At 62.0% G+C, this 17,124-nt stretch carries 18 protein-coding genes and 1 pseudogene; 6 read left to right on the forward strand and 13 right to left on the reverse strand.

Going from position 1 to position 17,124, the window contains the following annotated elements:
* Window positions 1–65: 65 nt before the first annotated feature.
* Window positions 66–749, forward strand: a complete 684-nt coding sequence (locus ABWW33_RS32040; RefSeq protein ID WP_353405509.1) for a flavin reductase family protein — start codon at window positions 66–68, stop codon at window positions 747–749.
* On the opposite strand, the pseudogene ABWW33_RS32045 reads toward ABWW33_RS32040, so the two are convergent.
* Together ABWW33_RS32045 and ABWW33_RS32050 are read right to left on the reverse strand one after the other, a co-directional pair.
* Window positions 750–908, reverse strand: a pseudogene (locus tag ABWW33_RS32045) (IS1595 family transposase); the annotation flags it as partial.
* A 214-nt stretch (window positions 909–1,122) separates the two neighbouring features.
* The gene (locus tag ABWW33_RS32050) at window positions 1,123–2,088 is read right to left on the reverse strand and encodes an SOS response-associated peptidase family protein (RefSeq protein ID WP_353405457.1); all 966 of its coding nucleotides are present in this window, start codon (window positions 2,086–2,088) and stop codon (window positions 1,123–1,125) included.
* Window positions 2,089–2,574: 486 nt separating this feature from the next.
* On the opposite strand from ABWW33_RS32050, the gene ABWW33_RS32055 reads away from it, so the two are divergent.
* The gene (locus ABWW33_RS32055; RefSeq protein ID WP_353405459.1) at window positions 2,575–2,916 is read left to right on the forward strand and encodes a hypothetical protein; all 342 of its coding nucleotides are present in this window, start codon (window positions 2,575–2,577) and stop codon (window positions 2,914–2,916) included.
* On the opposite strand, the gene ABWW33_RS32060 is transcribed toward ABWW33_RS32055, so the two are convergent.
* Entirely contained in the window at window positions 2,906–3,142 is a 237-nt protein-coding gene (locus ABWW33_RS32060; RefSeq protein WP_353405461.1) for a YegP family protein, read from the reverse strand. The two genes, ABWW33_RS32055 and ABWW33_RS32060, sit on opposite strands and share 11 nt — an antisense overlap.
* A gap of 335 nt (window positions 3,143–3,477) precedes the next feature.
* On the opposite strand from ABWW33_RS32060, the gene ABWW33_RS32065 reads away from it, so the two are divergent.
* Entirely contained in the window at window positions 3,478–3,687 is a 210-nt protein-coding gene (locus tag ABWW33_RS32065; protein WP_353405463.1) for a hypothetical protein, read from the forward strand.
* 383 nt (window positions 3,688–4,070) lie between these two features.
* On the opposite strand, the gene ABWW33_RS32070 is transcribed toward ABWW33_RS32065, so the two are convergent.
* Together ABWW33_RS32070 and ABWW33_RS32075 are read right to left on the reverse strand one after the other, a co-directional pair.
* A complete protein-coding gene (locus ABWW33_RS32070) occupies window positions 4,071–4,487 on the reverse strand; it encodes a hypothetical protein (protein ID WP_353405465.1) in 417 nt (138 codons plus the stop codon).
* On the reverse strand, window positions 4,484–5,287 hold the full coding sequence (locus ABWW33_RS32075) for a DNA-binding protein (protein ID WP_353405469.1): 804 nt from the start codon (window positions 5,285–5,287) through the stop codon (window positions 4,484–4,486). Before ABWW33_RS32075 ends, ABWW33_RS32070 begins: the two co-directional genes overlap by 4 nt.
* 642 nt (window positions 5,288–5,929) lie before the next feature.
* Here ABWW33_RS32075 and ABWW33_RS32080 point away from each other — a divergent pair.
* From ABWW33_RS32080 to ABWW33_RS32090, 3 genes are all read left to right on the forward strand, one after another.
* Window positions 5,930–6,148, forward strand: coding sequence for a helix-turn-helix transcriptional regulator (locus ABWW33_RS32080; RefSeq protein WP_353405470.1), 219 nt, complete (start codon window positions 5,930–5,932; stop codon window positions 6,146–6,148).
* 522 nt (window positions 6,149–6,670) lie between these two features.
* Window positions 6,671–7,594, forward strand: coding sequence for an HTH domain-containing protein (locus ABWW33_RS32085; RefSeq protein ID WP_353405471.1), 924 nt, complete (start codon window positions 6,671–6,673; stop codon window positions 7,592–7,594).
* Window positions 7,595–8,209 carry an RES family NAD+ phosphorylase gene (locus ABWW33_RS32090; protein WP_353405472.1) on the forward strand — a complete coding sequence of 205 codons (615 nt, stop codon included), beginning with the start codon at window positions 7,595–7,597 and terminating at the stop codon, window positions 8,207–8,209.
* A 144-nt stretch (window positions 8,210–8,353) separates the two neighbouring features.
* On the opposite strand, the gene ABWW33_RS32095 is transcribed toward ABWW33_RS32090, so the two are convergent.
* Genes ABWW33_RS32095 through ABWW33_RS32130 form a run of 8 tightly spaced genes read right to left on the reverse strand, consistent with a single transcriptional unit; the run spans window position 8,354 to window position 17,110 of the window.
* The gene (locus ABWW33_RS32095; RefSeq protein WP_353405474.1) at window positions 8,354–9,991 is read right to left on the reverse strand and encodes an LPD7 domain-containing protein; all 1,638 of its coding nucleotides are present in this window, start codon (window positions 9,989–9,991) and stop codon (window positions 8,354–8,356) included.
* Window positions 9,978–10,739 (reverse strand): OmpA family protein, encoded by a 762-nt coding sequence (locus tag ABWW33_RS32100; protein ID WP_353405476.1) that lies wholly within the window; start codon window positions 10,737–10,739, stop codon window positions 9,978–9,980. Before ABWW33_RS32100 ends, ABWW33_RS32095 begins: the two co-directional genes overlap by 14 nt.
* Window positions 10,736–12,649 (reverse strand): type IV secretory system conjugative DNA transfer family protein, encoded by a 1,914-nt coding sequence (locus ABWW33_RS32105; protein ID WP_353405478.1) that lies wholly within the window; start codon window positions 12,647–12,649, stop codon window positions 10,736–10,738. The genes ABWW33_RS32100 and ABWW33_RS32105 overlap by 4 nt, the downstream gene beginning before the upstream one ends.
* On the reverse strand, window positions 12,646–12,981 hold the full coding sequence (locus ABWW33_RS32110; protein ID WP_353405479.1) for a hypothetical protein: 336 nt from the start codon (window positions 12,979–12,981) through the stop codon (window positions 12,646–12,648). The genes ABWW33_RS32105 and ABWW33_RS32110 overlap by 4 nt, the downstream gene beginning before the upstream one ends.
* The gene (gene virB11, locus ABWW33_RS32115) at window positions 12,978–14,099 is read right to left on the reverse strand and encodes a P-type DNA transfer ATPase VirB11 (protein ID WP_353405481.1); all 1,122 of its coding nucleotides are present in this window, start codon (window positions 14,097–14,099) and stop codon (window positions 12,978–12,980) included. The genes ABWW33_RS32110 and virB11 overlap by 4 nt, the downstream gene beginning before the upstream one ends.
* On the reverse strand, window positions 14,080–15,459 hold the full coding sequence (locus ABWW33_RS32120; RefSeq protein ID WP_353405482.1) for a TrbI/VirB10 family protein: 1,380 nt from the start codon (window positions 15,457–15,459) through the stop codon (window positions 14,080–14,082). Before ABWW33_RS32120 ends, virB11 begins: the two co-directional genes overlap by 20 nt.
* 11 nt (window positions 15,460–15,470) lie before the next feature.
* Window positions 15,471–16,367, reverse strand: a complete 897-nt coding sequence (locus tag ABWW33_RS32125) for a TrbG/VirB9 family P-type conjugative transfer protein (RefSeq protein ID WP_353405484.1) — start codon at window positions 16,365–16,367, stop codon at window positions 15,471–15,473.
* Window positions 16,364–17,110, reverse strand: a complete 747-nt coding sequence (locus ABWW33_RS32130; protein WP_353405486.1) for a VirB8 family type IV secretion system protein — start codon at window positions 17,108–17,110, stop codon at window positions 16,364–16,366. Before ABWW33_RS32130 ends, ABWW33_RS32125 begins: the two co-directional genes overlap by 4 nt.
* Between the last annotated feature and the right edge of the window lie 14 nt (window positions 17,111–17,124).

The raw sequence follows: 17,124 nt of genomic DNA on the forward strand, positions 1-17,124 counted from the left end.
TGCAACCTACCAGCAGCCCTTTGAGATGACGCCGCTTCCCAGCGGGGTGATGCCATCATCGATTAATTTGTCGCTCCACTCAAGACGTCACCGGGGAGACGCTTACGGATAGTTCGCCCAACCTAGCACCGATGTCCTCGGCATGGTGGCTAGGCTGGAGTTGTATGTTGGGCCTCGATGCCAGCTCGAAGACCGTCGAAAATTTAAAGCGCAGCGGCGAATGCGTTCTTAATCTTGCTTCGGTCGAGAACGTCGGCGCAGTCGACCGGCTGGCAATGTTGACTGGCAGCGTATCGATTCCACTACACAAGAAACTATTGGGTTACCGCCATGTCGCCGATAAATTCGGTGCTGCCGGATTGACGCCCAAAGCCTCGCTGCGTGTCGCGCCGCCGCGCGTCAATGAATGCCCGGTTCACTTGGAAGCGGTGGTCGAAAATATCCGGCCATTTGCCAAAAATGATCCACACATGGCTGTTCCAACCTGCATGATCGAACTTAGGATCGTACAAGTCCACGCTGACTCTCGCATTCTCGCCGGCCCTGATTCCGACAAGATCAATCCTGACAAGTGGCACCCGCTAATGATGAGCTTTCGCCAGTTCTATGGCATTGACGAGCAGGTACATACTTCGCGACTTGGTAAGGGGCCGGAGGAGGCGTATGCCCCTTGGAAGATGTCGGGCTTGAAGGGCGTGGCAGGAAAAGTGTTAAGTAAATGGGCGAAACACAAATATGGAGGAAGCTGATTATATTCGACTGGCAGAAGGCGCCGGGATCTTTCTTTTTGAACAGGGTTTTTCCCGCACGACTGCAATGGCAAGGCGACGCACCATGGCGACCAAGTCGAAACGCCGGTTGAATCGGTATTGCACTTCGGCCAGATAACGACGCGCGTACTTGCGCAACTTAGAAGCCTGACGGGTAGAGGCTTTGAGCGATTAGGTCGCCGCTCAGGTAGCCGATATATAACCGATGTGCCGGCGTTCAACACTGGCTAAGGGAGCATTTCATGAGTGAGCGGGAATACCTTATGCCGGTCTCGCTATCGGGGCACAGTTGTCCACCTGGCCATGACGGGGAAGGAAAGTGAGGGCGGCCGGCTACGACGAGCGAATGGCGTCACGCCGCTTTGAGGTGCGCGTAATATGGACGTTCCCTATCGTCGAGCACGGCCTCGTAGTCCTCGATGGATGGCGACGATGTTGCCAGCCAAGTAGCCAGGTGGTCCCTTTTAAGCGGCACGATACAACGATCGTGTCCCGCCGCTGAAACCTCGGCAGGTGGTTCGTCGGTAATGGCGGCGAACGACAACAGGTCAGCTTGGCCAGGTCCGCTCCAGTGCGACCACAGGCACGCGATCTGCATCAGTTGGCCGTCGCCCGGGGCAAACTGCAGGATCACGTTTTCAGGTTCTTCGCCTTCCGCCAGTTCACGGCCCTCAAGGCGGTGGCGGTTGACGTTTTCATAGAAAGCGCTCGCAACCACCACCGCATGGGAAGAGCCATATTGCGCCTGCCAAAAACCGCGCAGGCTATCGCGACGCGCATTGTAGGTTCCCGGATATTTGTGATCGTAGGCTGGCGGCTTGCCCGCCGGGCGGCATTGATAGCGCATCGGCTTGATCAGGTAGTCACCGCTCTTGTCCATCACCATGACAGGGCAAAAGGCGCCGGGGAATATCCTTACTTCGGCGTCCAGGCTTTGCGGTGTGCTCAGCTCATTCAATTTGGCGGTCAACCAGCTGATCTTGTTGCCGGCGATACGCCGATCCTCGGCTGCTTTTTTTGTTGCCTTGGTCGCGAGCTGGCGCTCAGCGTCAGCAAGGCGTCGGCGTTGTGCGAACACCTGCTCTTCGAGGATGGGTATTTCGCTGCTTTCGTATTGCATCACCAGGTCGCGGCAGCGGCGCTCCTCCGCAGTCTGCGGCGCATCCTTGAAGACATCGGTGACGTTCTTCGAGATCGATATTTTGGCGCCGTCGATCCGCTGCTCCAGCAGCCGGATGAACTCATGGATGTCGATGCGTGCACCAAATTTTTTAGTGTACTGGCGGTAGTCGGCCCATACCTTTGCTGAGAAGCACATAACACTCTCCTTTGATGCCACCTGGAGGCGAGTGGCACGGTGCCTTGAGAATCCTGATTCCAATATAGCATGCGAAAAGACGTTCCTGCTCCGCGCTGTGACGAGGCACCCATCCATCCGTCCACTTTGGCATCCTCGCAGAAAATCGCCATCTTGACGCAATTGCGGCGAAAGTCAGGGCGTGATGTAAAACGTCAAGGTCGTACTGCCGAATGGTAAAGGCGGTGCCGCTACTGGCGGACACGGCGGCTAAAATTGATCCAGATATCGGGAGCCCGTCACGCAGTCAGCGGCAGATCGGATCAGATTGCCTTCATCGTAATGCGTTGCCCCGAGGTTGAAGGGGGCCACATTTGAGAGGACTGCGCCTGTTGGGGGCCGGCGTCACCGAGTTTGATCCAGATCAATGTTGGTCGCTGTCACAGGAAAGACATATTTCCCGCAAACCATAAGAGTTTTATTATCAGAGCCTGGACCGGGGGGCATATGGAAATATCAGCGCAACGAAAATTGGGGTTTTTCTTCACCGCCTCCAATGCAGCAGAATCGCATCTATATTTCGCCGGTTTTCAGCAGAGAGTGTCGTATGAGCTCGCGCATGAAATCATTATTGCCGAAGTCGAAGAGTACCGCCAGAAAAGTCGGCAGGTCGCGTATGTCGTGGATCCTGGTGAAATACCCAGCCTAGATAATGAGACTCGGGAAAATCTCTGCAGAATCGCTGTCCGCCAGTTTCTGAGCAAGCTGGCGATCGACAATTTCCCGCCCTGTGTCCTGCGATTGGAATTGACGCTTGAACCCTGGGGCGGTCAGATCCTTACTGTTTAGTCTGACGCCGGGACTTTCTGGCGCGATCCTGCGCCAGGCGGCTGCGGGTCTGTATCGGGGTCTTGGGTGAAATCATCTGGAGGTCCTGCACGGCCTGACGGCAATCCGCCTCACTGCAGTATCCTGTGGTGGAAAGAGCGACGACTGAACCGCCGTTGTCCCGCAAGCGCCATCGCCAAGGCTCCTTTGTGATTGGACAGCTGTCCTCGTAGAGTTCGAACCACATGAATGTCCTCCTCAAATGCACTTATGATAGTGACATTGCTTTTCCCGAGCACTCCTTTTTACATTGACGAAGATCAATACGTTTCGTGCGGATAAGTGTAGAGGATATTCCGCGTCGTGCCGCGAACGAAAATCAACATCGTCACTAGCAAGTCAAGATCGACGGTTGTTGTATTAAATGCTTGCATCTCAAATTGCAGCGGAATCGAAATGCAGACATGCATCGGCAACGCGAATGCTGATCGGCGAATTGGCTGAAAGTGTCCTGCGTATTGATGATTGTCAATAGTGCGGCATCACAACTTGCATAAGATAAGCCATCTGACTGGGGGGCATATGCAACGCACAGAACGGCGCAAGTCATCGAATCGGGCAACCACCGCAATTATTAATGCCGGCATGGCAATGCGGCGCCACAAGGGCTCGGCGGTCGCGATAAAATTTCTTATTGGCCACGGTGTGGAGCCTTCGACGATCACTCGTGTACTGTGCGGCCCGTCGCGCGATTGCGCATACGAAATTGAAGCCATCGGCGTGCTGCAATGAGCGGCTGCTGGTCGTCAGCCATTGCGTCACCGGTCGCCCCTGCACCTGCTCCTGCCGTGGTTGTCGCTCAGTGATATCTTTCGCCGTGTAACCGCCATTCCCTGCCTGGACCGCCGGCGATGGCCGCGGCACAATCCGCTGCAGGGCGGTCGCCGTCTTGCCCGGTGCGCTTCCACCAGCCCAGTGTTTGCCGGTTGGTGGAGCAACGGCGCGTCGGGTACATGCTCCCGGTTTGATGTTGCGCACCGGCCGATGGCGGTCAAGCGGTTGTAGCGGCTTCGAGGGCGCGTGAAGGGCATGAACAGCCAGCCGATGACGCCGTCGCCAACCAGCTCGTCCCTTACCTCACTGCTTGCCGATACCGCCAACCGCTGCCGGTCGCATCATCGCAGCTCGATGTTGGCGGCGCAACGCAGATCAATCGCCAATGCCTTTGGGCGCCCTCCGTGAGTGCCGACATGGCGAGCAGCGTTGTCGCCATCCTTGCCAAGCTGATGCAGCAAGCGCAAGGCCGGAGCGTAATTGTCCAGCTGCTCAAGCCGGCGGACCTCGCGCAACGATCGCTGCGGGGCGACCTCGTTTCTATAGGCGGTGTAAGCAGCGCCCATGTCCTGTTCGCGCATCAATACCATGTCATAGACCTCGCCGTCGGACGAATAGAACCGCGCGGCGCCGGCGCCTCCGGAGATTGCATCGTTGATGGCGTTGCGCAGGCGGAGCAATGCCTCGGTGTCGCCCGCGATGACGGCGGGGGCACCGTCGCGTTCCGGCGATGCCAGGTGGAGAAAGTATGCGTTCATGGCGGCGTTGCCTTTCCTGGGTTGGTGCTGCGTTTGCCATCGGCAGTGGCCGCGGTGCGGTCGCGCCTGGGATTGGTGAGTGCCGCCAGCTGGGCATGCAAGCCTGCTGCCTCCTGGCGCGCCTGGCCCAGTTGTTCGGCATAGCGCGTCTGTTCGCTCAGGTTGCGCTCGGCGGCGGCCGTGGCGGCCGCGTGCTGCTCCTGCAGTCGCAGTGCCAGCTGTTGCTGGGTGTGCTGCGCCTGGCGCAGCGATTCGTGTAGTTCCTGCAGCTGCGTCTTTGCGTGCGCCAGCGCGGCATCGGCGTTGCCGGCCCTGGCTACCTCTTCGCCGGCACGTTGTGCCAATTCCGCCAGCTGTTCCTGCTGTGCGCTGATCTCGTTGCGCAGCGCCGCGTTGGTCTGATATGCCTCCGCCAGTTCGCCGGCCTGGGTGTCGAACGCGGCAGCGAGCTGGTCGCGAAATTCTTCCAGTTCGCGGCGTTCCTGATCCCATCCCGCTTGTGCCGTTTGCAGGTGGCCGTTGGCGAGGGCGCTGGCTTCGCGCCAGAACGCGTTCAGCAACTGGCGGGCGGCGGGTTCAAGGCTGTCGGGCAGGGCGTCTTCGGGCACTGCGGTCGGGGCGATGCGGCGGTGCCGCCAGTCGCGCATGACCAGCGAGGCGTGGTTCATGTTGGCGCGTGCCCGTCGGCGAACGGCGTCGACGTTGGGAAAACTGCTGCGACCAGCTTCCTCATACAGCTGGTCGGCGGCTTCGTTGATGCGGCGAACGATGTCCGGCGCAATGTCGGCGTGGGATTCCATGGCGGTGAGCGGTCGATAGATACCAAGCTTATGCCTGCGCCATGGCTCCGCTTTGGCTTGTATCAAACCAGGTAAGGTAAGCGGGTAAGGCAAGTGGATAAGGTAAGAAGGTTCTTCTTCTTCTTCTTCTTCTTCTTCTTCTTCTTCTTCTTCAACCTATCCTCCGAGCACGAAATGCATCGCGTGGTGTGCCATGCAAGGCGAGCATTGCTGCTAAATAGCTAAATAGCGATGTCGGCGGGTGCCGGTAGGTGGGACGCTCGGTGGCCAACGTGCGGAGCGTGATGCAAGAGTTATCGGGGGATGCGCTTGCAGAATTGGGACGGAACTTTTTGGACGTATGATGGCGTCCGCTGCCGCTATGCGGGGGGCTGCCCCCAATCTATCCGTTGAAGCTATCCTGCTTCCACAGGCCGTCGACTGGAATGGCATTGGCGGTGTGGCGCAGAGAGGATATCCCAAGCTGAGTCGCACGAGCTGGTCGACCACGACTTTATCGGTGGGACAACGAGGGGAGGGTTTCTCGATAAATGTCAAAATAATAATTTTTATTTTCTTCTAGAATGGCGTCAGCTACTACTGACCGGCTGAAGTCATCTGAAGCATGGGCGACCTCCAGCATTGATAGGGAGGGACACGCCCATGAAAGTCAAGCATGGCCAAGCAGGGAAGCCTGTTGAACAGGATCGTCTGATCAAACTGGATGAGGTGCAGCAGATCTGTGCAATGTCACGCTCCCTGATTTATAAGGAAATGCGACACAAGAGATTTCCTGCCAAGATAAAATTGTCAAAGCGCAGCGTGGCATGGTCCGAGAATGAAGTCTTGAAGTGGGTGGCGGATCACAAGGGCGTTCGCTAGGCGCAGGATGCGCCTATGATGCTGTCTGGCGCCCACGTTCCACGCTCGCGTCATCCTGATGAACTCCGCGCCAATTCCACTCGTCGCCGCGATCCGACACGGCCAGACGGATTGTTACATGTCCAGTTTGTATCCTCCGCTTGTCGGGACTCGCCCAGCGAGCCGGCATCCGAATCTCTTGTGGCCGCGCGCGATGCCGCGAGATTGCGCATGTCGTTGACGTGCGGATGTCCCAGTCGTCGCGCGTCGCATCCGCGTAGCCGCGGCCTGTGGGCTGCCGTTCTCGGTCCGCTTGAAGACCGGCATAGTGACGCCGCGCTAGCCGACCGGGGCGCATGATGCCGGTGCCGTGCTCACCCTCGCCTTCTTCCAGCGCACGCTGCAGGTCGACGTCCCAGACGGCCTTCTCGCCGAGTGTCGCCGGGTCCCGCGACAATCCAAGTTGTTTGGATTCTTCACTCCAAGCAAGATGGGACGCGAATGCCTTCACGGCAAGTCCATTGTCAACGCGTCAGGAATCCCTTGCCGATCTCCTTTCCTGCTGAGGGGGTTATTTCTGTGCAGAGCCGTTGCGATAGCCATCTGGAGTGCGGCGGACTGCATCGGAGGCGCGGGCTTTCCTTGGTTGATTTGCTTGCTTTGGTTGCGCATGACGCCCATCGGAGTACAATCGGCATGTTGGCAATGGAGGTGATTATGAGAAAGCAGGAAGCGACAAAACCCGTGAAACCGAAAGGCTCTCTTCAAGTGCGTGCCCAGCAGGCAGCAGGAAGTGTGCTCCCAAGCGATTTAAACAAAATCATCAGCCGCGGCGTTGATCTGGGGGACGGTTACTTGCTGGTTCAGCTCAAACAGCCTGGCAAGGCCAAGGCGAAAGCTCACTCGAGTGGCGCCAGCTTCCAGCCGCAGCAATTACACGGCGTGCCGAAGGTCAGTTCCGCGGACATACTCGATTTGTTCTCGCGCGTGAAATCCAGCGTTTCCTCCAAGGGCGCGGGTACCAGGGCAGCCAAGGCTACCGCAGCCTCTGGCAAGGGAGAAATTCGTGGAGAGAACCAGGAATTCCTCGATCAATTCGGAAGAAAAGAACTGGACCGTAGAACGGAGCTCGAGGAAAAAGGGGAACTGGTCGGATCGCAAGACCTGGCCGAACGCATGGGCGTGTCCCGGCAAGCCATCACCCGGGCTGTCCAGGACCTGCGCATGTTTGCCCTGGATGGAGCGTCCGGCAGGAAACTCTATCCAGCTTTCTTTGCAGACGACCGCGTCGATCGTCGCCAGCTTCAAGCTGTCAGCAAGGAACTGGAGAGCCTGGCCGGCTCGAGCAAGTGGCAGTTCTTCACGAACCCGCGGCTCTCGCTGGGGAAAAGTACGCCCATCGAGGCGCTGCGCAAGGGGAAGTTCCGTGAAGTACTGGCCGCCGCAAAGGCGTTCCGGGAGGCGTGATTGGCCGTTACCCGTTTGAGGTCACCCGACAAGGCGCTGTCGACCAGCGCGCATTTGCCTGTGGTTTCGCTCCCGGTTCCGCAGCTTGTCCGCATTTCGGGTCACAAGGCAGGCGAGCCCTATTTCGGCACGAGCGGCGGCAATCGCTTCGATGCGCCCGGGTGCAAGACTGGATCTGCTGAATATGCCAGTTGCTACCTCGGCCTGACGTTTGAGGTGGCGCTCGCGGAGTCCTTGCTGCATGACGCCGTGCCGGTCAAAGGTAAATTCCCGGTGGCCAAATCTGAAATCGACCGCCGTTGGGTACATCGCTTCTCGGCCGACCTGAGGCTATTTGATCTCAGTGGACCCCTGTTGAAAACGATGGGAGGTCACGTCGGCCTGACGGGAACCGGCAACTACGCTCTGTCGCAGAAGTGGGCGCTGGCGGTCTTCAGGAATCCGCTGCAGGTTGACGGCTTCATTTATGTTTCGCGCCATTTGCCCAACGGCTGCGCCGTGGTCCTCTTTGACAGGGCAAAGGCAAAGCTGCAGCCCATCGGCAATCCGGTATCGCTCGACCAAGCTCCTGGAATGGCGGCGGCCATGACGGCCTTCAGTATCGATGTGGCCTGATCGTCGATAGACTGACTTGAACTGAGCATGGCTGGCCGCTGAGTTGGCGTCCCGGGGGGCGCCTGCTGCGGTATCGCCGCCGGACGCCGCGCTCGGCCTTCAGTCTGCGCCTGATTGGTCCTGGATGCTGACGCCGATCGCCTGTCAGCGCTCTGGCGACTCTCGTTCGATATGCTTTTCATGGGCATGCGTCGGTACTGGAGCGAGAGGAGGCTGCACACTATGTCTGCGGGATGCCTGCCCGGACGGTTCCGGCGAGTCGGCAGTCGAATCTCTTGTGACCGCGCGCGATGCCGCGAGATCACGCATGCTGTCGACGGTTTGGATATCCCAATCGTTGCGCATCGTATCCACGTAACAGCGCCCGGCAGGCCTGCCATCCGCCGTCCGCTCAAGTACAGGAACGGTGACATCCCGATGACCGACCTTGGATAGCAAGACGTCGGCACCGCGTTCGATTTGGGCTTCCTCAAGCGCGCGCTTCAGATCGACTCCCCAGACGGTCTTTTCGCCGCGCGGTGTGTCCAGTACGACGAAATAACTGGGATCCGCATCTTGATCATGTTGATACCGCGCAGGACCGTGATCAAGCAATCGGCCGACATAGGAGCGCCGCGTCAGCATCTGCTCTGCAGCCACGGCGGCCGTCAGCTCGACGGCCTTCTCGGAGTCGCCCCGGTCGCGCAGCAGTGTCTTGAGCAATTCGACGGCCTGCTGCTGGCGCGTGCTCAGGTTCGGGCTTGCCTGCGTTTCGGGCGGCTCCACTTCCGGCTTGACGCGCTTTTCGGCAGGTGCCGCGAGCGGCAGATCGAGCTGCATGTTTCTTTCGATGGTGTTGATCCGGGCAATGTCGCGCTCGGCCTCGATGGCAGCCAGGCGAGCCTTGTCGATCTCCTTGGGGCGGTAGCCGGAAACGTCCATGCCGCGCTGCGCCGCAAGCAGCCAGACCTCGCTTTTGAAGACGTCGCTGCCCTTGACCTTCAGGCTGCTCCAGCCCTTGGCCTGCGCCAGGTCGACCATGGACCGGGCCACGTCCGGATCGTTGTGGACGGTCGCAATGCGCCTGCCCAGGTCTTCGAAGGCCAGTGCCTGGCCGCGGTCGCGGAAGTAGTATTTGTCGTCGGCGATCAGGTAGCGGTTCGACAGCGACGCGACGATCCCGTCGACATCGATTTCCCTGTCCTGATGCTGGCGCTGGCCGTCGGCGGGCGCCGGCCTGGGGTCTGCTGCTTCCGGTGTCGAATGCGGCGCCAAGGCTTCGTCGCGATTGGGCTGTCGCGCTGCCACTTCCTGTTCGGTGTTGATGTAGCTCCATAGGGCGCCTGCCTTGTCGATCGCTTTTTCCGCAGCGCGGTGCATGCGTTGGAGGTGGCTTGCCATTTTTTCGTATGCGCCTGGAGAGGCCTGGTCGCCGGCGCCTACGGCTGCAAGCGCGCCGACGTCGCGCTCTTCTCCGGTATTGCGGTCGGCGTTCGGCGCGGCCCCTGGATCCCTGCTGCTTGCGGCGGGAATTTCGGGTTCTTCATGCCGCGTCCTGGGCTCCGGTGCGGTGGCCGGTTCCGGAGCCGGCATGTCGCGCGAGGGCGGCTGTTTGGATTTTTGTGACCTGCCCGTTTTTGGCGCCGAACGCCTGGGCTTGGCCCGGCTTGCCGGCACAGGCGTTGCATCGGCCGCATCGGGCGTCAGTGACGTGTTCCTGCCGGGGGCGCGTTGCGCCTTGGCGGATCGGCGTGGGCGAGCCACTGCGGCGCCTTCTTGCGCGACTTCCTCAATCTGGTTCATGCTCGGCTCCTTTTGATGTCGTGGGCAATGCGCCGTACGCCTGGGGATTCAGGTCCATGGCTTCGACTTCGACGCGACGGTTTTGTGCCCGGCCGGCTTCAGTGGCGTTGTCGGCGATCCAGCCTCCGGCCGCCAGTGCGCTGGCGTGTATCCGTGCCGGGTCTATGCCGTGAGAGATCAGGAACTGACGCGCGTGTTGCGCGCGCTGCAAGGCCAGCAGCGCATCGGGACGGCTGGCCTTGTCGGCGTCGGTGCGGCCTCGCACCTCGATGCGGGGACTGTCGGCCGCCGCCTTCAGCAACAGACTGCGCAAGGATTCGGGCGGACTGAAATCGGCTGCGCCGAATTTGAACGGAATGTGGAATACGATGGAGCGGCGGCGGAGTTCCATGTGCTCCTGGCTGGACAGGCAGGCTGCGGGGGCTTCTGCTGTCGCTGCCTCGGGACAGCCAGGCGGTTGGGAGGCTGGCCTGGCCGGACCTGTTCCGGAACCCGCCAGCACGGCGGTGCGCAAGCCGGCGACCTGCGTCTCCAGCGCTTCGATGCGCTGACGGTCGTCGGACGGCCGGACCGTGTTGGCATGGTCGGCGGCCGCGGCGTCCCCGTACCGGCTGATGCGCTCGGGGGTGTTGACCTGGATCCGATGACGGCCGTCCGGCACCGGGGCCTTGGGCGCGCTGCCGCAGGCCGCCAACAGTCCCATGAGCAGCGTCAGGGAAGTCGGATACAGTAGATATAGCCTCCTCATGGTGTTCTCCTTTGTTCGTCGTGATGCTGGTCCAGAAAAGAGAGATCGAGCTGGCCGGCTATCCCGGCTGTCCCGGCGGCCGCCGGTGCGGCTTTTGCGCTGCCTGCGGGAGCGGCAGGCTTGCCTGCATCTTCAATGGAATTGGGCTGTGCGGCGCCTTGCGCGAACAGGTCGCCGGAATCGGGCATCGTCCGGCGCTTGCGGCGCTTTGCCGACGGGGATGTTGGGGTGGCAGCGTGGTCCTGGGCTTCCAGCGGTCCGAAGAAGGCGTCGACGATGGCCTGCGCTTCCTGCAGCGTCGGAAAGTCGGGATCGGCAAAGACGGGCAGGGAGGTCGGTGCACGCCGCCCGGGGGCCTGGATATCGATGGGCGTGAGGCGGACCTTGAGCGGCGTCGTTGCAGGTGCCGGCGGTGATGCAACGGGTGGCGGCGGTGGCGGCGCCAGTTGCAGCGGCGGTATTGCGGCGCTCATCTCCCTGAGCACAAAGGCGGCGTGCTCGATCTGCTGCTTGGACGGCCGCACCTTGGCCCAACGCGTCAGTCCCAGCTTGCGCATCATGCGCCCACGCGGACCGTCATCGAGCCCTGCCAATGCCGGGCTGACCTCCTTGAGGCGGTCGAGAAAGCGGTGGTCCTCGTAGTAGCGCGCTTTGTCGCACAGGATGGGCGGCGTGTACTCCGCAAAGATGATTTGCTGGTGCTGCGCCAGCGTCTTCAATTCCTGCGGCAGCATCAGGGCGCGGGCATGCTCGCTGGTGTGCTCGGACTCGGTGCCGGTTCCGCCGCCGCGCGTACGGCTGGTGCCGGTCGATGTCACCTTCTGCGTTGTTGTGCCCAGCATCTTGCTGTAGTCGTCGGCATCCCGTTGTTCGCGCGGAGGGAAGGCGATCTGTATCGCGTGGTCGGTCATCAGGGTGCGGGCGTCGGCTTCGCCGTACAGCGAGTGCAACTGGGCGATGCTTTGCACGATGGTCAGCAGGCGCAGCCTGTAGCCGCGGATATGGCCGTTGGCTTTGGCGACGATCTTGATCTTGCCGACGGCCGCCGCCTCTTCCAGCGCGATCAGGCATTCGTGGCGGCATGAAGGGTCGCTCTCTGGAAGGAGCCGCGTGTTCTGATCGATCAGCTGGGAAAAGAACAGGTTGACCAGCAGCGCCGCATCTTCGAGCCGGTGCGGCGGGATGCCCACGTAGATCGACATGCGTTTTCTTCTCACGTCGGCCAGCGAGAAGTCGGAGCGCGAGGTGGCGGCATCGACCACGGGGTTGGCGAACACCAGCAGCGGGGCGGTGAGGGTGGTGATCACGTTGCCCAGCGTGGCTTCCGGTGTGGACAGGAAGCGGTGCATGGCATTCAGGCATTCTGCGCTCAACGGCCTACCGCTCCCCTGGCGTCGCGCGATCAGCTGTTGCATGTGTTCCTTGAGCGGGCGTCCGCAGCCGGAGGACTGGCGCAGCACCTCGCCCAAGGTGCAGGGCAATTCCGGCGTCTCCACCAGGTACAGGACCAGTGCCAGGAACAGGTTGCGCGCGTTGTCGTTCCAGAATTTCTCCTTGGGGTCGCAGTCGCTCGGATAGAAGGATTGGGCGATGGCCAGCACCTCGCCGACACGGAAGGGCGAATTTCTCGGTATGGCGTCGAGCATGTTCCAGCAATGGCTGAAGCCCTCCTCGGTGAACGGTGCCCAAAGAAAGATCTGATGGCCATGGCGCTGCCGGTACAGCGATGTGTAGCGAAAGTTTTCCAGCTTCAAATCCAGGCAAACCACCGAATCGGCGAAGTTCAGCAGGTTCGGTATCACCAGCGCGGTGCTCTTGTTCGAACCGGTGGGGGCGGCCACCAGCACGAACTGTTCGTCCTTGGCGGTCAGGTAGGTGCCGTGGTATTTGCCGACGATGATCTCGCTCATAGCAGCCCCGACTTCCTGAGGTCGTTATGGTCGGCCCAGCGCGCGTCGCCGTGCAGGGGCCTTGGGCGGGAGGCATGCTGCGCGTAGAGCAGCAGCGGCAGGCCGAAGACGATGGCCGGCGCGGCGGCCGCGGCGAAGATCAGGCGCGGACGTTGCTGCGGGTGCTGCGCATAGGCCCTCCAGTAGACATGCCAGGTGTCGATGTCCAGGGCTTGCGGCAGGGTCTTGTTGGCCACGAAATACAGGGCGCCCGCCAGATAGGCGCTGGCCAGCAGGCCTGCCGCCAGCAGCACCAGCGATGCCGCCACGATGAACAGGATGCGGGATGTCATCGCGGCCTCCCTGCCCGGTGCACCGTCGCGCTGCCGAAGCGGGCGTTCTGCTTGGCGACCGGGTCGTAGCTCACTTCCGAAACGTAGCGCTCCTTGCGCACGGGTGTACCGTCGTCGGCGTAGATGCGTTCGACCTTGATGTGGACGATCGCATCGATCGTCAGGGCGACCAGCCGTTTCAGCGCTTCGGCGTCGTAGATGGCGGCATGGGCGTGCTCCTTGCACATCAGCACATAGCGCTCGAGCGCCAGTGCGCACGACTCGGCGTGGAAGGTGGACAGCGAGCCGCTGTGCCCCGTGCTGAGCAGCTTGAGGAAGTCGAACGCCTCGCTGCCTCGCAGCTCGGCCAGCAGCACACGGTCCGGCTTCATGCGCATGGTGCAGGCGATCAGGTCGGCCGGGGTGACGCAGGCGATGTCCTGCGCGCCCTTGGAATACAGCAGGTGGACGTGGTTGTCGTGGCGGGGCAGGGCGAGCTCGCGGACATCCTCGATTGTGACCAGGCGTTCGTCCTCGGGTATGTACTGGCACGCGGCCTTCATCAGCGAGGTCTTGCCGGAACCCGTATCGCCGACGAAGACCATATTGAGCTTGTGCCTGACGGCGTGCGTGATGAATTCCGCCAGGCGGTTGGAGTCGAGGCGATCGACCAGCGCTTGCTGGACGTTGTCGAGTTCATGCCGCCGCTGCTCGAGCAGCGGCGGGCGGCCCCACAGGTAGCGGCCGAAGAAACCTTGTTGGCGGTAACTATCGAACGTGCGGGGCTGCGGATCGGGGATGCGGATGGTCATCGATACGGTGTCCGCTTCCGCCACCGGCGGTAGCACGATGTGGATGCGCTCCGTGCCTGGCAGGCGGGCGGTCAGCAGCGGCTTGTCCGCATCCAGGCGCTGGCCGCAATAGCTGGCGATGGCGTTTGCCAGGCTGAGGCAGCGGGACAAAGTCAGCGCCGGCGCGGCATGCAGTGTCCAGTGGGGACCGGCCTCGGTGTAGACCTCGCAAGGGCGGTTGATCGCGATCTCGGTGACACCCGGGATATCCATGAACGGGGCCAGCGGCTTGAACAGCTCGCGCACGACCGCGTCGGAGGCCAGCAGCTCATTTTCTGCGTAGTGCATAGACGCTCCCAAAATCGAGGTCGCGCGCCACATAAATCGTGGCACGGTCACCTGGATTCTTGTAGACGATCGGTTTGATGTTGATGGTGCTGTCCAGGATGCGCTCGGCCAGCCGGTTGCCGGCGTCCGTGGAATTCTGGAACAGCGCGATGCCCCCGGCGGCGTTGCCGTTCCTTCCCGCCGCCGTCGCGGTCTCGTAGGCCAACACGTCCTTCACCGTGGACAGCAGGAAGGCCGCTCCGACGCGTTCCGTCCAGCGGTTGTCCACATAGCCGTCCAGTCCTGATGTGCCCATGGCGTCGGCCGCTGGCGAGTTCAGGTTGATGATGACGCCTCGCGGGGTGCGGATGCGTGTCCAGAGGATGAACATGCGGCGCGCGCCCTGTGCAGCGACCGGACCGTATTCGCCGCTGGCGACGGAGCCGCGTTCCGCCATGACGACCCTGCCGCTGTCGCCATAGACGTCGGACGAGAGCACGCAGGTGGCCTTGCCGGCGACCTCGCTGACGAGGCGGAGCGACAGGTTGCAGTCGATACTGCGGTCCTGCGACAGCGTCATGTCGCGGTTCCCCTGCAGCGTCGCCTTCACCATCGCGGGCGCGCTGGACTGCAGCAGGGCGGAAAGCGCTCCCTGGTGAGCTGTGGACGGCGGCGCGGAGCGGTTGTCTTCGCCGCCGGAAGGCGCCGTTTCCATCGTTGGTGCTGCCAACGGCGCTGTCGCGGCGCTTGCTGTCGCGGTCTCGCCCGGCGGCTGGGGTGCGGGCACGGCGCCGATGTCGATCGGCGAGGAGGCCAGGGAGGAAAGCAGTATCGTGCCCGCGTACCTGCTGCTGCGGGCGGGAGCGGATGGTGCGATGGCGCCGGCCGTCGCGGCCGCGCCAGCGGGCGGCTGGCCCGGAATGGAGGGAGCGGCATGCGGGGCGGGGATCAGGACTTGCCCGTTCTTGCAGATCCTGACCTCCTGCGCATCGGGTGTGGTCAGCGGCTTGCCGTCGGCGCCGGTCAGCAGCTGGCTGGCCGATCCGTCTCCGCAGCGCGCATCTGGAGTATCTAGCGCATGGGGTGGGGCGGCGCGAGCGCCCGACGGCAGTGGAGGATCGGGACTGAACACGCGCCGTTCCGGCTGGTCGTTGTTACGCCGCTCGGTCTTCCTTGCCTCGGCGGCGCGCGTTTCTTCGGCCGCCTGTGCCGCGCGGTAGCGGTTGATGCCGAACACTGCGCCAACCACCAGCACGGCCAGCACCAGCATGGAGAAACCCAGTTTGGCGGCGATGCCGGCGGAGCGGCCGCCGCGGTCGTTGACGGAAACGATGCGCGGTTGCGGCTCGAGGCTGTTCTCAGGGAAGGGCTGTTTGGGCATGCTGGCTCTCCTCAGCGCACGATCCTGGCGACGCCATCGACGGTGGTGCCGTCGTGTGGTGGTATCCCATAGGCGTCGAAGGCATCGTTCCATATCCCGACCGCGGCGTTGCCCAGGCGCAGGACAAAGCGGCGGCTCATGCGCTCGACAACGACGATGTCGGGCGCATCGTCGTCGATATGGAAGTTGACCCGTCCTTCCTCGCCCGACGGCGACAGGTAGAAGATCGTCGGGATTTCTCGGTTGGCGGGGAAACGGAAATAGGTAAACCGGCCGTCGTCGAAGACCAGTTCCGGCACGATGTCGTCGGCGCCATTGACGGGCTGCATCGAATAGCGCCAGTTCCGCGGCGTCGGCTTAGCAGAGCGTAGCGCCTCTTGTGGCGATGGTGCTTCAGCTTTTGCGGTGGGCGGCGCCGGCACTGCGGTTGTTTGCGGCTGTGCCGAGGGATAGCGGAACGTCACCCGGTACATCGGCATTTCCCGTTGCGGCGTTTTCATCGCTGGGACGCCGCTGCCGCCGGGCTCCTCGTCGGGGAGCACTTCAAAGCGGAAGCTGTAGTCGCGCTTATCCGTTCGCAGTTCCAGATTGTTGTGGGTGGCGCCATCCTTGGGCTTGACCAAGATCTGGTTACCGCCGGGGGCGGCGTGTATGCACCATTCCAGTTCCTGCTTGGCGCAGTCGGCGGCAAAGCCTGTGCCGGCGCCATCGCGCAGGATCTTTTCGTTGTCCGCCAGGACGATGCGCGTGGCGGTGCCACGTTGAACGGTGACGAGCGTGACCTGGTCGCTGCGATAGTCGACCACCCGTATCAGCGGATCGGCGCCGGCAGCGGTCGGACGTTGTGCAGCCTGGGTGCTTGACCAGGCAATGGCCAGCAGCCATATGCATCTCCTCGGCGTGTTCACGGCGCGCTCCTTGCCGCTGCAGGTTTTGCCGCCGCCTCCACGGACGGCAATTCGGCATCCCGCCGATAGCCGGAAACCTTGAAGCCCAGGGGATTAAGCAGCAGCTGTTTCTCGCTGCCCTTCATGGACGGGAAATACTCGTAGCGTACCGTGGCAGCGAAATTCTGGGTCGGCTCCCAAAAGTCGGCGTCCACTTGCCTGACCGACTTGCTGAAGCGGACGACCATCAGGTTGTCGACGGTGGTTGACGCCGGGCGCACGCTGATGATCTGGATGTTAGCCTCGACCCTATTGCCGTATTTCTTGTCTCGTGCGTCGGGGCCTTCGAAGATACGCGCATAGTCGTTGGCGAGGCGGTCGTCGCTGAGCGCCATCACGGTGTCGTAGTCGGCCTGCAGCAACCGGTAGAAGTAGGATTCCCTGGCGACAACATAGGTCTGTACCCAGTGCTTGTCGAGCAGTTCCTGATAGCCCTTGATCTGGCGGTCGTCCACCGCGCCGACAAATTCGACATTTCCGCTGGCCTTGTCGGCGACGAGCAGATACGGCACGATGCGGCGCAGAGGTGCCAGGGTCGCAAGGCTGACCACGGCGATAATGGCAAGCACGCAGGCGGCGCCGGCGACGTTCCATGCCCGACGTTCCGAGCGTTGGCGCGACCGTTCGGTGTCCGCTTCCCAGCTCAGCCCGGCCCGATAGTGGCCGTGTTCCTGCCCGGCGGTGATCTCCTTCAGCGCTGACATGATCTGGCATCCTG

The sequence above is a fragment of the Duganella hordei genome, assembly GCF_040369125.1.
GTDB lineage: Bacteria > Pseudomonadota > Gammaproteobacteria > Burkholderiales > Burkholderiaceae_D > Rugamonas > Rugamonas hordei.